Source organism: Dietzia papillomatosis NBRC 105045 (assembly GCF_001570845.1).
Taxonomy (GTDB): domain Bacteria; phylum Actinomycetota; class Actinomycetes; order Mycobacteriales; family Mycobacteriaceae; genus Dietzia; species Dietzia cinnamea.
On sequence record NZ_BCSL01000030.1, the window covers coordinates 1 to 13,940 of the forward strand.

Annotated in this window: 18 protein-coding genes; 5 read left to right on the forward strand and 13 right to left on the reverse strand. The window is 69.5% G+C overall.

The window, feature by feature from the left end; translation table 11 throughout:
* Positions 1–151 precede the first annotated feature (151 nt).
* The 3 genes from DPA01S_RS11190 (at position 152) to DPA01S_RS11200 (ending at position 1,879) form a co-directional block, all read left to right on the forward strand.
* On the forward strand, positions 152–463 hold the full coding sequence (locus tag DPA01S_RS11190; RefSeq protein ID WP_146193789.1) for a hypothetical protein: 312 nt from the start codon (positions 152–154) through the stop codon (positions 461–463).
* A gap of 97 nt (positions 464–560) precedes the next feature.
* Positions 561–1,403, forward strand: coding sequence for a hypothetical protein (locus DPA01S_RS11195; RefSeq protein WP_157076974.1), 843 nt, complete (start codon positions 561–563; stop codon positions 1,401–1,403).
* Positions 1,400–1,879 carry a hypothetical protein gene (locus tag DPA01S_RS11200; RefSeq protein WP_061229858.1) on the forward strand — a complete coding sequence of 160 codons (480 nt, stop codon included), beginning with the start codon at positions 1,400–1,402 and terminating at the stop codon, positions 1,877–1,879. The genes DPA01S_RS11195 and DPA01S_RS11200 overlap by 4 nt, the downstream gene beginning before the upstream one ends.
* Before the next feature lie 100 nt (positions 1,880–1,979).
* Here DPA01S_RS11200 and DPA01S_RS11205 read toward each other — a convergent pair whose 3' ends face one another.
* The 10 genes from DPA01S_RS11205 to DPA01S_RS16385 all read right to left on the reverse strand — a co-directional run bounded on the left by DPA01S_RS11205 (position 1,980) and on the right by DPA01S_RS16385 (position 9,202).
* Entirely contained in the window at positions 1,980–2,636 is a 657-nt protein-coding gene (locus DPA01S_RS11205) for a prepilin peptidase (RefSeq protein WP_061916287.1), read from the reverse strand.
* 1 nt (position 2,637) lies between these two features.
* The gene (locus DPA01S_RS11210; RefSeq protein WP_061229856.1) at positions 2,638–3,540 is read right to left on the reverse strand and encodes a type II secretion system F family protein; all 903 of its coding nucleotides are present in this window, start codon (positions 3,538–3,540) and stop codon (positions 2,638–2,640) included.
* Between the two features lie 136 nt (positions 3,541–3,676).
* Positions 3,677–4,621, reverse strand: a complete 945-nt coding sequence (locus DPA01S_RS11215) for a type II secretion system F family protein (RefSeq protein ID WP_061916290.1) — start codon at positions 4,619–4,621, stop codon at positions 3,677–3,679.
* Complete coding sequence (locus DPA01S_RS11220; RefSeq protein WP_061230158.1) at positions 4,618–6,123, reverse strand: TadA family conjugal transfer-associated ATPase; 1,506 nt, start codon at positions 6,121–6,123, stop codon at positions 4,618–4,620. Before DPA01S_RS11220 ends, DPA01S_RS11215 begins: the two co-directional genes overlap by 4 nt.
* On the reverse strand, positions 6,120–6,449 hold the full coding sequence (locus DPA01S_RS11225) for a CpaE/TadZ family protein (protein ID WP_141764018.1): 330 nt from the start codon (positions 6,447–6,449) through the stop codon (positions 6,120–6,122). Before DPA01S_RS11225 ends, DPA01S_RS11220 begins: the two co-directional genes overlap by 4 nt.
* Complete coding sequence (locus tag DPA01S_RS11230) at positions 6,446–6,805, reverse strand: DNA-binding transcriptional response regulator (protein WP_061230160.1); 360 nt, start codon at positions 6,803–6,805, stop codon at positions 6,446–6,448. Before DPA01S_RS11230 ends, DPA01S_RS11225 begins: the two co-directional genes overlap by 4 nt.
* A complete protein-coding gene (cpaB, locus tag DPA01S_RS11235) occupies positions 6,802–7,524 on the reverse strand; it encodes a Flp pilus assembly protein CpaB (RefSeq protein ID WP_061916296.1) in 723 nt (240 codons plus the stop codon). The genes DPA01S_RS11230 and cpaB overlap by 4 nt, the downstream gene beginning before the upstream one ends.
* Before the next feature lie 10 nt (positions 7,525–7,534).
* Complete coding sequence (locus DPA01S_RS11240; RefSeq protein WP_061916299.1) at positions 7,535–8,479, reverse strand: pilus assembly protein TadG-related protein; 945 nt, start codon at positions 8,477–8,479, stop codon at positions 7,535–7,537.
* The gene (locus DPA01S_RS11245; protein WP_061916302.1) at positions 8,467–8,856 is read right to left on the reverse strand and encodes a TadE/TadG family type IV pilus assembly protein; all 390 of its coding nucleotides are present in this window, start codon (positions 8,854–8,856) and stop codon (positions 8,467–8,469) included. Before DPA01S_RS11245 ends, DPA01S_RS11240 begins: the two co-directional genes overlap by 13 nt.
* On the reverse strand, positions 8,837–9,202 hold the full coding sequence (locus tag DPA01S_RS16385; RefSeq protein ID WP_063935316.1) for a Flp family type IVb pilin: 366 nt from the start codon (positions 9,200–9,202) through the stop codon (positions 8,837–8,839). Before DPA01S_RS16385 ends, DPA01S_RS11245 begins: the two co-directional genes overlap by 20 nt.
* A gap of 446 nt (positions 9,203–9,648) precedes the next feature.
* Between DPA01S_RS16385 and DPA01S_RS11255 the strand changes: the two genes are divergently transcribed.
* Positions 9,649–10,353, forward strand: coding sequence for a superoxide dismutase family protein (locus tag DPA01S_RS11255; RefSeq protein WP_061916305.1), 705 nt, complete (start codon positions 9,649–9,651; stop codon positions 10,351–10,353).
* Between the two features lie 72 nt (positions 10,354–10,425).
* Here DPA01S_RS11255 and DPA01S_RS11260 read toward each other — a convergent pair whose 3' ends face one another.
* Entirely contained in the window at positions 10,426–10,998 is a 573-nt protein-coding gene (locus DPA01S_RS11260; protein WP_007625856.1) for a peroxidase-related enzyme, read from the reverse strand.
* A gap of 104 nt (positions 10,999–11,102) precedes the next feature.
* Entirely contained in the window at positions 11,103–11,513 is a 411-nt protein-coding gene (locus tag DPA01S_RS11265) for a PPOX class F420-dependent oxidoreductase (protein WP_061229961.1), read from the reverse strand.
* 153 nt (positions 11,514–11,666) lie between these two features.
* On the opposite strand from DPA01S_RS11265, the gene DPA01S_RS11270 reads away from it, so the two are divergent.
* Positions 11,667–13,034, forward strand: coding sequence for an MFS transporter (locus DPA01S_RS11270; RefSeq protein ID WP_061916356.1), 1,368 nt, complete (start codon positions 11,667–11,669; stop codon positions 13,032–13,034).
* A 162-nt stretch (positions 13,035–13,196) separates the two neighbouring features.
* Here DPA01S_RS11270 and DPA01S_RS11275 read toward each other — a convergent pair whose 3' ends face one another.
* Positions 13,197–13,826: a DUF1707 SHOCT-like domain-containing protein gene (locus DPA01S_RS11275; protein WP_061916308.1), complete on the reverse strand. Its 630-nt coding sequence runs from the start codon at positions 13,824–13,826 to the stop codon at positions 13,197–13,199.
* Positions 13,827–13,940 lie beyond the last annotated feature (114 nt).

A 13,940-nucleotide genomic window follows, 5' to 3' on the forward strand; every position in this document is an offset into this window, starting at 1 on the left:
GCTACTCCCACAGGGCTAGCGAATCCCCACGCGGAGTAGCGGATTTCGTGGTTGCGGATCGGACAGCTGCAGGTCCGAGGAGCGGCCCCACTCAGCCGGATCGGGGCACTACCGTGTGCAGCGATCATCGGTTAGCGAGGAGGGCCCGCACGTGCCTGACCACATCCCGCCCGGCGCGCCTGCGGCAGGTTCGACTGACATTGTTCCCGACCTGCTCGTGACCTTCGCGAATACCGTCGAGTTCAAATCCCGGGCCATCGGCGCGTTGTCGGATCTCGACGGAGTGGCCACCGTCGATGCGTTGGTGCCCGGCGCCCAGCTGATCAACGGGTGCATCGGATTCCGTCAGACCGTGGAGCCGCTCATCCACCAGATCTCGGACGAGCTGAGCCAGCTCTATCTGGACATCCACGGCGCACTCGCCGCCTCGTGGGTGAGGGGAGCCTTCGACCGTGCGAACTGACCTCGCCGCGAGGCCGTTCCCGTACACCTGCCACGCGGTATGCAGGCCGGTGAAGCCCGTCCGTGCGTTCTTGCTGTTCTGGGTTGTTCTCGCGTTTGTGCTCCTCTACTTCGGCCCGGTGGCCACCCAACCTGCAGACGAGCGGACGGCCTACCCCGTGGCGCTCGGTGCCTTCTGGTTGTTCGGGATGGCGGTGATCCCGATCCGCGTGGGGTTCCGTGATGTGCTCCCGAACCGGGTCGTGAACTTCCGGGGTGCGACCTGGGTGCTGCCCAGAGTCGGTTCGGCGGAGCTCGTGCTCCTGATCTGCGCAGGCGCGTCGATGGCGGCGAGCGGCGTCTTCTACGGTGAGCTCATCGGGTGGCCGTCGACGGAGCTGGACGGAATCAACGACCCGACCGTGACGGGCCCGTTGCTGATCGTCGCGGGGGCGTCTTTCATCCTCCTCTGCCTGTGGCAGATGCTCCGCGGGATCAGGATGACGCCCGAGTCGATCACCTACTGGCGGGGGATCGGTCGGATCACGCTGGCGTGGGACGAACTCGGAGACGCGGAGTCAACCAACGACGTCCGCGATCACGAGGGGTACCGCAAATACCTGCGCCGGTATCAGCCCGGGGCGAAGATCGTGGTCCCGCCCGAGCGCGTGTCAGGCGTGAAGGTGCGAGTGCGATGGGAGGACTTCGACACCCCGCTGCTGTTGCTGGAGACCGACTACTTCACGGTCGAGCCCAGCGCGCTGCTCACCGCGATCCTCGCCCTCCGCGACCGACCTGAGCTGCGGCCACTGCTCGGCCCCCGCGCGTCAAAGCTCCTGTTCGTGGGTCCGCCCTGCCGCGTGCGCCGCCACATGTACCGGACGCAGCAGTGGTGGCCGGAGGGCGCGGAGCCGGACGGCATCGCGGTCGACCGCGACGGTGTGGTCAAGGAGTTCCAGTGACACCGCTCCACGACTACGTGACCGGCCTCGGCGCCACGATCCGGCCCCACCCCGCCACCGAACCGGCTCCCGGGTCGGCCGGCTTCGTCCCCAACGTGGTCGCCACGGCGAGCGTCATCGCGCCTGCCGTGCCCGCCGCCGCGCTACTCGACGCGGTGGTGGCGTGCATGGAGGGCGCCGAGGACTGGCGCGTGCGCGCCAGGTCGGTGACCGGCGCCGGAGGCCGGGACCCGAGCGGTGTGGGTGACCGGGTGAGACGCGCCGATGGCCGGGCGGGCGACGGGGACGACGACGAGGACCTCACCCTCGACCTGCTCGGCGAGTACCGGCTGGGCGGGACCGGTCTCGCACTGTCGACGCTGGCGCGGGCCCGCACGGCAGGGGGCGTGACAGTACTGCATCAGACGCACGTCACCACGCTCGCCGACCAGATCCACCACCATCGCTCCGGACTGGACGCAGCGGCTTTCGCCTGATCAGCGTGGGGGCCGACGCCGACCGGCTGTCGCTCGGCCCGGCAGGCGCTGCGGCGTGAGCGCGGGAGGTCGCCGCTGACAGCGGGGCGCGCCAGCCCGTCTATCCCGCGAGGGCCGTCGAGCGCGCTACCCAGTAGGCGGCGCCGAGCACCGCGCCGAGAATCATAGCGGGGCCGAACGCGATACCGCTCTTGGCGGTGACCCGCCGGGACGCGAGAAGCACGAGAGCGACGACGGCGTTGAGGGCGAACGCCGCGAGGGTGCCGGCGAGTACGGCGGGCCAGCCGAGCCAGCCGAGGAGCGCCCCGAGCGCGCCCGACAGCTTGACGTCACCCAACCCGAGGCCGGACGGGTTGATCAACGCCAGGACGAAGTAGAAGCCGAGCAGCGCGACAGCCGCGGCGGCGGCCCGTCCGAGGCCCGCCCAGTCGTCGGTGAGCCAGGCGGACACCGCGAGCCCGGCGAACAGGATGGGGTAGAGCGGCCCCACGATCACGTCGGGGAGGCGGAACACCGCCAGGTCGATCGCGATGAGCAGGCCGCATGCCACCGCGAGTGCGGCGAACGCCACCAACTCGGCCCAGTTCGTCGCCAGTGCCGTCGCGCCGACGCCTCCGGCCGCGGAGAGGAGAACGTGCAGTCCGCTGCGCAGCCACCGCGAGTGGGACTCGACGAGGCGGCGCATCCACCGTGTGAGCGCAGCGGCGGTACCGCCGCAGAGGAGGGCGCAGATCAGGGCGGTGACAGGGGTGGTCACGTCAGGAGAACGCCTCCATCATGTTGATCGCGGTCGGTCCGAGCAGCACGATGAACAGTACGGGCAGGATGCACACCAGGAGGGGGAAGATCACCTTCACCGGCACCTGCTGCGCCTTCTCCTCGGCCCGTTGCCGCCGCTTGAGCCGCATCTCGGACGCCTGGGTGCGGAGCACGTCGGCGACGGAGATGCCGTAGGCGTCGGCCTGGATGATCGCGCGGATGAACCGGCGCAGGTCGGGGACGTCGGCGCGCAGGGCGAGCTGCTCGTAGGCGGTGCGGCGTAACTGACCCACCTGGATCTCCTGCAGCGTGCGGATGAGTTCCTGCGCGAGCGGGCCGGTGCCGTTGCGGCCGGCGCGGGCCATGGCGGCGTCGAAGCCGAGGCCGGCCTCCACGGCGATCGTCATCTGGTCGAGGGTGTCGGCCAACTCGAGCGCGATCTCGTCATTGCGCTCCTGGCCACGACTCTGCAGGAGGAGTTCGGGCAGGAAGTAGCAGACGACCGCGGTCCCCAACGTGAGAAGGAGCAGCAGCGGCTCCGGGTTGGTCCGCAGCAGCGCCAGGCCCAGTAGCACCACGATGAGCGGGACGACGATCTTGGCCACGACCAACCGCTGGATGGACCAGCCGCGGGGCCGCCCCGCGCGGATGGACAGCTTCTCGAGCCGGCGGATGGTGCCGACCGGAGTCAGGCGGCGGGCGACCTCGTACAGGCGGCTGCGGGAGTCGTCGACGTCGACGCCGGTCAGGTCGACCTGGGAGGCGAACCCGTCGTCGATGCCGCGGCGGAGGTTGGCGACAGTGCGCGCGCGGACGGTGTCGCGGCCCGAGAACACGGCGAAGGCCAGAAGAAACATGGACGCGGTCAGGACGAACACGGCCAGTGCGGCGGACAACGGCATCGCAGGGGCCTCCTTTCGCGGAGACGGGGCAAGAGGGGGGAGGGGAGGGGAGGGGCGGGGCTGCGGTGAGAGCCGCTGCCCGGGTCGGGTCGGGGCGGGGCGGGGCGGTGCCCCCGGGCCGGGGCGGCGCCCGAGGTCAGAACCTGATGCGCACGACCTTGCTCAGCCAGATCCCGCCGATGGTGAGCATGACGACGCCGGCAGCGATCATCCCCCAGCCGAGCGGGCTCTGGGTGAGGACACCGATGTAAGAGGGGTTGGAGACGAACAGGAAGCCGCCGATGCCGAACGGCAGCGCCATGAGGACATACGCGGAGAGCTTTCCCTCGGCGGCCAGCGCCTTGACCTGCCGCCGGATCTGGTTGCGTTCGCGGATGGTGTGACCGACGCCGTCGAGGACCTCGGCGAGATTGCCGCCGACCTCGCGGTTTATCGCGATGGCCTGGGTGACCCACACGAAGTCCTGGCTGCCCATCCGGTTGGCGGTCTCCTCCAGAGCGGGGGCGAGCTCGCGGCCGACGCGGGTCTCGTTGATGATCCGCGCGAACTCCTCGGAGGTGGGCTGTTCGGCTTCGCGGGCGACGGAGGCCAGTGCCTGTAGGAGGCTGTGGCCGGCGCGCAGGCTCGAGGCCATGAGCTGCAGCGAGTCGTCGAGCTGGTCGGCGAACGCCGCGCGTCGGCGGGCGGCGAGGACCTGGAGCAGTACGTACCCGCCCGCAGGGGCGAGGAGGGCGAGGAACACGCCCATCACCGGGCCGGAGAGGATGAGTCCCAGCGCGAAGGCGACGATCGTGGCGACGACGACGAGGAAGACGTAGTCCTGGAGACCCATGCGAACACCGGCGCGTTCGAGCTGGCCGGCCCCTGTGGTCCCGCGGCGGCGCAGGAGGGCGTCGATCGCCTCTGTGAGCGCGGTGGCCGTGCGGTTCAGCAGGCCAGGGCCGGCGGCCTGTTCGGGCCGCCGGCGCTCGCGGGGAATGTGGTTGCGGGTGGGGGCGAGCGCCAGGAACGTGAGCACGGCGATCGCCACCGTGACGGCCGCGAGCCCGAACGCGGCAGGGGAGAACAGCGACGCGATCATCGGATGGCTCCCGCTCCGTCGGTGGTGGCCCCGAACACCCGGGGAGACAAGGTGATGCCCAGTTCGGCGAACCGGTCAGTGAACCGCGGGCGGACCCCGGTGGCGACGGGCTTACCGAGGAACTTCCCGTCGGGTCCCACGCCGGCGGAGTAGTCGAAGAGGAACGCGTCCTGCAGGGTGACCGTCTGGCCCTCCATGCCCTGGACCTCGGTGACCGCGGTGATGCGGCGGGTGCCGTCGCGCAGGCGGGTGAGCTGGATGATGACGTCGACGGCGGAGGCGATCTGCTCGCGGATCGCGCGGAGCGGGAGGTCCATGCCCGCCATGAGCACGAGCGTCTCGAGGCGGGCGATGGCGTCACGTGGAGAATTGGAGTGGACGGTGGAGAGCGAGCCGTCGTGGCCGGTGTTCATCGCCTGGAGCATGTCGAGGGTCTCCCCGCCGCGGACCTCGCCCACCACGATGCGGTCGGGCCGCATACGCAGCGAGTTACGGACGAGCTCGCGGATGGTGATCTCCCCGCGGCCCTCGATGTTCGCGGGCCGGGACTCGAGCCGGACCACGTGATCCTGCTGTAGCTGCAGCTCGACGGCGTCCTCGATGGTGACGATCCGCTCGCCCTCGGGGATGAACGAGGACAGCACGTTGAGCAGGGTCGTCTTTCCGGAGCCGGTGCCGCCGGAGACGATGATGTTGAGTCGCGCCTGCACACACGCCTGCAGGACCTCGGCCATCTCCGGGGTGAGCGTTCCGAAGCGGATGAGGTCGTGGACCTGAAAGGGGTCCTTCGAGAACTTACGGATGGTCAGCGACGACCCGTTGACCGCGAGCGGCGGGATCACCGCGTTGACGCGGGAGCCGTCCGCGAGCCGGGCATCGACCAGCGGGGACGACTCGTCGACGCGGCGGCCGATGCGGGAGACGATCCGCTCGATGACCTGCCGCAGGTGGTCCTCGGAGGTGAACCGCGAGGGGTGACGGGTGAGCTGGCCGGCGCGCTCGACGAAGATCATGTCCGGCCCGTTGACCATGATCTCGGTGATGTCCGGGTCTTCGAGCAGCTTCTCGAGCGGACCGTGGCCGAGCACGTCGGCCTGGACGTCGGAGATGAGGCGCTGAGGCTGGTCGCCGGTCAGGGGGACGGTCTCGTCCTCCACGACCTTGTTGAGCTCGGCCCGCACCATGGTGTGGAGCTGGTCCTCGGTGAGCGAGGGGTTGTTCAGGCGCGCACCGATGCGCTCGAACAACGCGGTGGCCGCGCGCTCTTTGAGAGCGATCAGCGGATCGACCGTGGGATCGTCGGTCGGAGGCCCGCCCGCCGTCGCGGGAGTCTGCGGGCTGCCCGCTGTGGATGGCTTCGTCGTCGTCACCGTCGGGCTGACCACGGACGACGCCGAGCCCGGCGCGGCGGGGGATGGCGCGGCGGTGTCGGCCGGAGGCGCCGCGGTGATGGTGCTGCCGGGGGTGGCGCGCGCGGCGCGGAGGCGATCGGACAGGCTCATGCCTTCACCCGCTTCCTACGGAGTCGGTGCCGCCCGCCGACGGTGATGGGCGCGGCGGTCGGGGCCGGGCGCATGGGCGCCGGCGTGAATCGGTCGACGAGTCTGCGCAGCTGCTTGGTCATGGGGTCGCGGGTGTCGCTCTGCAGGAGGGGCAGGCCCTGGTTGATGGAGACGGGGACGGCCTTGCTGCGGGGCAGGACCAGGTCGAGATTCGCACCGATGGTCGCTTCCGCGTCGGCCTTGGTCAGGCCGCTGCGGAGGTCGGCGAAGTTGACCAGGATGTGGCGCTTGTCGACGTCGATGGCCAGGTCGCGCAGGACGGTCATCTCCTTGCGCAGGCCGCGCACGCCCGGCACGTCGCCTCGGGATGCACGACGTCGCACGCGCCGGCGCGTAGCGCGGACAGCGCGAGCGTGTCGGGCTGGTCGGTGACCAGGACGACGGCCATGCCGGGGCATTCGGCCGCCAGCCTGGACGAGAGCGCGAGAGCGTCGTCGGGCCCCGCGGCGGTGTCGATCACCACGACCTGCGGGATGGGCGCGCCTGCGCCCAGCCGCTGGAAAAGTTGCGGCGGGCCTGCGGGTAGTGCGGTGCCGGCGATGGCCGAGATGGGTGCGCCGACCGCGGTGGCGACCTTTCCGCGCAGGTCGGCGGAGTCGGAGGCGATCAGGATGCGGCTCATGAGGAGAAGTCCCTGAACTCGATCGTGGGGGTGCCGTCGTTCGGGACGGAGTCGTCTTCGAGGGAGAGCCAGATTCTCGAATGTTCGGCGGCGTGGACGACGGTGAGGGACTGCTGGGTGGTGAGAGCCATGGTGATCAATGCGCCGCCGTCGGGTTCAGGTGCCGCGTCGGGGTTTTCCACCCCTTCGTCGGGCTGGGTCGCACCGAGCCCGCCCTGTACGCGAGTCACGAGGATCTTCCGGAGAATGAGACGGGTGGACCCGTCGCCGTATGTGACGAAGACGCCGACCGTGTCCCCAGGGGTGACTGTTCCGCCGACCACCCGGGAGGCGTCGAGTGGGATAGTCACTTGGTGGTATCCGTCGGGGACCGGGATGCCGCCGAAGCGCTCGAGCGACTGCCGGGTGACGAACCGGGCGTTCAAGACCTGCTCGCCCGGCTGTAGGTCGGTCGAGGCTACCCGTCCCGCAACCTCCGCGATCGAGCGGACGGGGTTCGGGCCGACGGCGGCTCGGGGCACCCGCTGAGTGGTGACCGACGCAGCGATCTCCTCTGCCGGGGTTCCCTGGGGGATTGGGGCCGACACCACTAGAACCTCGATGGGGTCCATGTCGGCCATCGCGCGGCTGTCGGCGTTGTTCACGTAGCTGACGAGCAACACGGCGCCGAGGATCGCGAGCACGCCCGCCGCGATGGCCGAGACGAGACGTCGGGTCATGGCTTACTCACTAATCGGGTAGTAGGTAGACGGCGGATGTGCCGAGGTTTGGGGCGTCCGGGCCGTAGGTGAAGTCGGGGTCCGTGTTCACCATCGAGGTGAAGTAGCCGCGGATGCAGCGTTGGTTCTTGTCGCACGGCGGGTTCCAGCTCTGGCCGGAGAAGTGGTACCCGGTGACGTGGAAAGCCGCGTACCCGTAGACCTCGTACCAGGCGCCCCTGCCGTTGCCGTCGGAGCTGGCGGAGTCAGCCTCGTCGAAGAGCGGGATAAGGATGGTCTTCCCGCGGATCGTCGAGAGGTCGCATTGCTTCGGGGTGTTTCCGGGTTCGCTGTACGCCTTCGTGTTGATGTTGGTGGTGGTGGAGCAGCTCTTTTTCGCGTCGGTCTCCAGCCAGCCGAAACCGCCGGGAACGATCGTCGGTGAGTTCCCACCCTCGCCCGAGCACGTGCCGGCGGGCGTGGTGACGATCGTTTGTTCCACTCCTGTCGGGATCCCGCCGACCGAGGACTGGTTGAAGTCGCAGAGTGAGATGATGAGGGGGAGCGCTGCTGTTCCACCGGTCGGGCCGCCCCACCCGGCGCTGGATGTAGTGGTGAGCGCGGTGCTGTCGATATCTAGCACCGGAGCGAACCAGTGCTGTCGAACTGCCGAGTTGTGAACGGTCACTCTGCCTGTGGAGGCGGAGGGGACCGCGGGTACAGTGGCGACAGCCTCGCCCGAGTTGCTGTTCAACGTGGCGAAGTCCTGCGCGGTGGTCCGTGGAGAGCCACATGCCTTTCGTGCGCAGTCTCGGGCGATGGCCAGGGCTGCCGCGTCGGCCCCGATCTGAAGCTGTTGCCTCTCGGCGTGTGTCGCAGCGATATCGAGGGAGATCGCCGCGAAACCCATGAGGGGCACCATGAGGATCGCGACGATGTCGGCGACCGCGCCCCGGTCATCCTTCAGCCGAAGCATCGCATGGTCCCCCTGCCGGTGAGGGTGAAGTCATCGAGGGGGAGAAAGCCGGAGACCAGCGTGAACGGATAGGAGATGGTGACCGACACCTGGCCGGGGGCGGTGGTGTCTGATGCACATCGAGTAGGGGTGACGTCGATCATCGAGTCGGTGAGGGGGAGACCTGGCGCGGAGTCTTTGGCCGTTGTACGTGCAGCTGTGGCACTGTCCTGCAATGCCATCACCCGGACGCCATCGCGCGCGGCATTCGAGAGGGTGGTTTGCACGTGGTATGCCCGGCCGAATTCGAGAATGCCGATTACCAGGAGAAGAAGAATCGGCAGGACAAGCGCGAATTCGACCGCTGTAGCTCCGCGCTCACGTGAGGGCGTGAACATGGCGGCGCCTGTCGAGCGAGGGACGAGACGGTTGGGAAGTGAAGGGACTGTCCGGACTCCGGCGCAGCACCAGTGACGAGTGCTGCGCCGGAGTCAGATCGGGTTTAGCCGCCCGCGGGGGGGCGCCCGCGCCGGCACCGGCCGGGTTAGCGACATCATCAGCGACGCCCTGGAACAGGCCTTGGAGGTTATTGCCTAGCGCAAGAATCGCGACAATGATGATCACGGCAATGAGTCCGACCATCAAGCCGTACTCCACAGCGGTCGCGCCGCGGTCCTTGCGATTGTCCAGGCGATCGGAGAAGAAGGCCTGGAGGGTGGCGAGAGCGTAGAACGCCTGGTTCATGATGAACCCTTTCTAGAGGGGGATTGAGCCCGTGGGCCCGAGGGGGAGGGACGCCCCGCGGAGGGCCAGAGGGAATCTGTGCGGGGACTGAGAAGGGCATGCATCCCCCTCTCAGGTTCTGCAAGTTTTTCGACAAGTTTGCGTAACGAACATCACGCAGGGTCGCAGCTGGCGGATGGGCGCTTCGCGCTGATCGTCAAAGTTGTTGCAGGCCAGCGGCTCTAACTCGACGAGACGAGCTGGCTGCGAGAGCGGCAGAGCGAATGTCCGATTCGTCCGCTGGCAGATCAACAAAACGCCAGGTCGGCTAGGCGAGAACGCGCTTACTTTGTGCTAACGCGCCCCGGTTGCGCGGCCGGGCCGAGAATCGCTGTCGCGCAAGGCGGTTGCAGCGACGGTGCCTCTCGGTACCGTGACGCACACACGACGCCGTCCGAGGAGGTTCCATGACCGAACGCACCGTGTCCATTGCCCGACTTTCGCGCAAGAAAATGCCACTCGCCGCCCTCGGTGCATCCGTGCTCCTGCTCGCGTCATGCGGCACCGGGGAGGATTCGCCGGCGGCTCAGCGCGATGTCGAGCCCCGGGAGACCGCGACGACAACCGTGACCGAAGGCGTCGCGGATCGAGGCACCGACGGTGGCGAGGTCTTCGCTGTTGCCGAGCTGATCAACCCCGAGGGCGAGGCCCGCGGTACGGCGGAGTTCGCCGAGGCCGGCGGCGGGACGCTCGTCACCGTCGACGCCACCGACCTGACGCCCGGGTTCCACGGCCTCCACATCCATGGCATCGGGCTCTGCGAGCCCGACAGTGAGAACCCCAACGAGCCGGGCGAGCAAGGAGCGTTCCTGTCCGCGGGCGGTCACCTCGCCGGCCCCGACGGCGAAGCGGGCCATCCCGAACACGCCGGCGACCTCCCACCGCTCTTCGTGACCGAGGACGGGACGGCCCGCATCATGACGCTGACCGACCGACTCGACAGAGACCTGCTCCTGGACGACGACGGCTCGGCCGTGATGATCCACGAGAACTCCGACAATCTCGCCAACATCCCCGAGCGCTACGCGCCCGACGGGCCCGACGAGGAGACCCGCAACGCCGGCGACGGTGGCAGCCGCGTGGCCTGCGGCGTGGTGAGCGAGCAGAACTGATCGGCCGGAGCTCAGCTGCCCGTGCGCCGGCGACCGTCCCGCGGTCACCGGCGCACGGTCCCCGGCGAGCGACTACTTCTGCCGCGGCACCCGGCCCATGAGGTAGAACTCCGGGTTCGGACGCATGTCCGTGGCGTTGGCGAGGCGATTGCTCAGCCCGAACAGCCCGGTGATCGCGGCGATGTCCCACGCGTCCTCGTCGTCCAGGCCGTGCTCGTGCAGGGCGGCGAAGTCGGCGTCGCACAGCTCGTCCGAGCGCAGGTTGACCTTGGTGGCGAAATCGCAGATCGCCCGCTCCCGAGGGGTCAGATCAGCCTTGCGGTAGTTCACCGCCAGCTGGTCGGCGATCTGCGGAGCCTTCTTGACGATCCGGAGGATCGCCCCGTGGGCTACCACGCAGAACAGGCAGTTGTTCTGCCCGGAGATGGTCACCACGATCATCTCCTTGTCCGCCTTGGACAGGTTGCCCTCGCGCTCCATGAGAGCGTCGTGATAGGCGAAGAACGCCCGCGACTCGGCGGGCCGCCGCCCGAACATCAGGAACACCTCGGGGACGAACCCCGCCTTCTCCTGCTCGGCGAGAATGCGCTCGCGAAGGTCCCCGGGCAGATCAGCGAGTTCGGCGAGGGGATAGCGGTCTGACATGAGGGCCTCCGGGCGTCGAGGGGTGAGGGGTGACCTCAGCGTAGGACGGCCACGCCCTCGTCGCGGGCGATGCCGCAGTCCTGCCCCCGCGGGCCCCCGCCACGTCAGTTGTCGAGGAGCCTGCCCCAGACGTGGACGTGCTCGATCTCCACCCACGCGTTCACGCGCGGCCGGTCGCGGGTGGGGTAGGACTCGCCGGTGTAGTGGCGGGCGAGGGCGTCGATGCCGGACAGGTCCGGGTCGTCGGCGATCTCGGTGACCCGCCCCTGGATGCTCGCATGGGTGTACCAATCCTCGGAGGCGATGACGGACAGCGCCACCCGCGGATCGCGGCGGATGTGCTGCAACCGCACCCGGCCGGCGTCCAGGTTGAGGTGGATCCGGTCGCCGTCGACCAGCCGGTACCACGTGGGCACAGTCACCGGCGAGCCGTCCTTGCGCAGAGTCGCCATCACGCACGGGTTGGGCTCGAGGAGCAGGTCGCGGACATCGTCATCCAGGGGCGTGGCGCTCATACCAGAGAAGTGTGCTGCGTTTCCTCCCGGCTCTCCACCGGTCCGGGCCGCCCGGCCGCCTAAGAGCGTTGCCGCGACCGCCGCTGGGATCCGGGGATTGTTCAGTCCGGGAGGCTCTCTGACACGCGGGGCGTGCCAAGTAGCGTGGCCGACATGACGACCCGCACGGAGCGCCTCGACGGCCTGCCGTTCACCCGCAAGCACCGCAGACTGCTGTTCGGTTCGGGCATCGGCTGGGCGCTCGACGCGATGGACGTGGGGTTGATCTCCTTCGTCATGGCCGCACTCGCCGTCCACTGGTCGCTCACGCCCACCGAGCTGTCGTGGATCGGGTCCATCGGCTTCGTCGGCATGGCCCTGGGCGCCGCGTTCGGCGGACTGCTCGCGGACAGGATCGGCCGCCGGCAGGTCTTCGCAGGGACGCTCCTGGTCTACGGGCTGGCGACCGGAGCGGCGGCCCTGTCGACCGGCGTGGCGATGCTCATCGTCCTGCGCTTCATCGTGGGGCTGGGCCTGGGCGCCGAGCTGCCCGTGGCCTCGACGCTGGTCAGTGAGTTCGCGCCGCGCCGGATCCGTGGACGCGTGGTGGTGATCCTCGAGGGGTTCTGGGCGGTCGGCTGGATCATGGCGGCGCTCATCGGCTACTTCGTGGTGCCCGTCGGCGACGACGGATGGCGCTGGGCGCTCGCCGTGGGCCTGGTCCCGGCCGCGTACGCACTGGTCGTGCGCTTCGGCCTGCCCGAGTCGGTGCGCTACCTCGAGTCGCGGGGCCGCGGCGACGAGGCCGAGCGGATCGTCCGCGAGTACGAGGCCTCCGCGGGTGTCACGCCCCCGCCCGTCGCCGCGGCTGGCGTCCCCACGACCGGTCGGTCTGACGCCGAGGCCGCCGCGACCGCGCCGGAGGCCGCACCCGCCGCGCCTGCCGAGTCGGGGGAGTCCATCTGGTCCCCGCGCCTGCGTCGCCGCACCGCCGCGCTGTGGATCGTGTGGTTCGGCATCAACTTCAGTTACTACGGCGCCTTCATCTGGCTGCCCAGCCTGCTCGTCTCGCAGGGCTTCGACCTGGTCAAGTCGTTCGGCTACACGCTCATCATCACGCTCGCCCAGCTGCCGGGCTACGCCGTGGCCGCCTGGCTCATCGAGGTGTGGGGGCGGCGGGTCACGCTCGCGGTGTTCCTCGTCGGCTCGGCGGTGTCGGCGGGTCTGTTCGGTCTGGCGGACTACCCGGCCACGATCATCGCCGCCGGCATGGCGCTGTCGTTCTTCAACCTCGGCGCGTGGGGCGCCCTCTATGCGATCGGCCCCGAGCTCTACCCGACCGCCACCCGCGGGTCCGGCACCGGCGCAGCGGCGGCGTTCGGGCGGATCGCCTCCATCATCGCGCCACTGCTCGTCCCGTTCCTGCTCGATCTGGGCGACACGGTGATGGTCTTCGGTGTGTTCGCGGCGGCCTTCGTCGTCGCCGCCCTGGCGGCCTTCACTCTCCCGGAGCGCAGGGGCGTCGCACTCGAGGACACCTGACCCCGTGCCGGGTCACGGCGCGCCGCGCGGTCACCCGCTGTCGTCGAGAAGACAGTTTCGCCCGTATCGGCCGAGTGGCCTTGTGCCGAACTGTCTTCTCGATGGTCGTCGCGCGCTCCGCTAAGCCAGCCGCCGCCCGAGCTCATCGGGTCGGCGCGGCGTTCAGTCGCGCTTCTCGCGCCTGTCGCCCAGCTCGCGAATCCGCTCCGACGCCGCCCGCAGCCTCTCCTCGCGCGCCTTCTCGTCGGCCTTCTTGAGCTTCTCGTACGTCTTCTCGTCGGAATCGGTGAACCGCAGCGCCAGCCGCGGGATCCCCAGCGTGAGCACCAGCGACGGCCACACGATCCACGCGTACTGCCAGTCCACGACGATCTGCAGGACGAGGAACGTGATGAGCGTCAGCCCGATCACCACGCCGTCCAGCGACTCGACCAGCTTGCCGCGGCGGCGCAGGTCCTCGAGGTCGGCGTCGGCGTCGCGGGCGGCCGGCGTCCGCGCGCCGGTGGGAGCCGGCACGAGAGACGACGGGGACGACGACGAGAGCGCGACCTCCCCGCCGCACGCCGTGGCCGACTGCACGATCATGCCGTCCACCGACGTCAGCGGCGTCCCGCCCGGCAGGTCGGCGAACGAGTCGCGCAGCTGGGCGAGGGTGCGGGCCGCGGCCACGTCGCCGGACCGGGCGTGGAACTGTGAGTCGTCCAGGCGCCCGGACGCGTAGTGGTCGCCGAGCACGGTGAGGGCGTGCAGCCGTTCGGCGTCGGAGAGCAGCAGGTCGTCGGGCTCGGCCATGCCGTCAAGGCTATGACCGGCGGCGCGCCCGCACCATAGGGAATCGCCCCGATTCGCGGACGCGGGGTCGTGGATTCCGACGCGTTCGACGCTGGGCTGTCACGTTTCCGGATG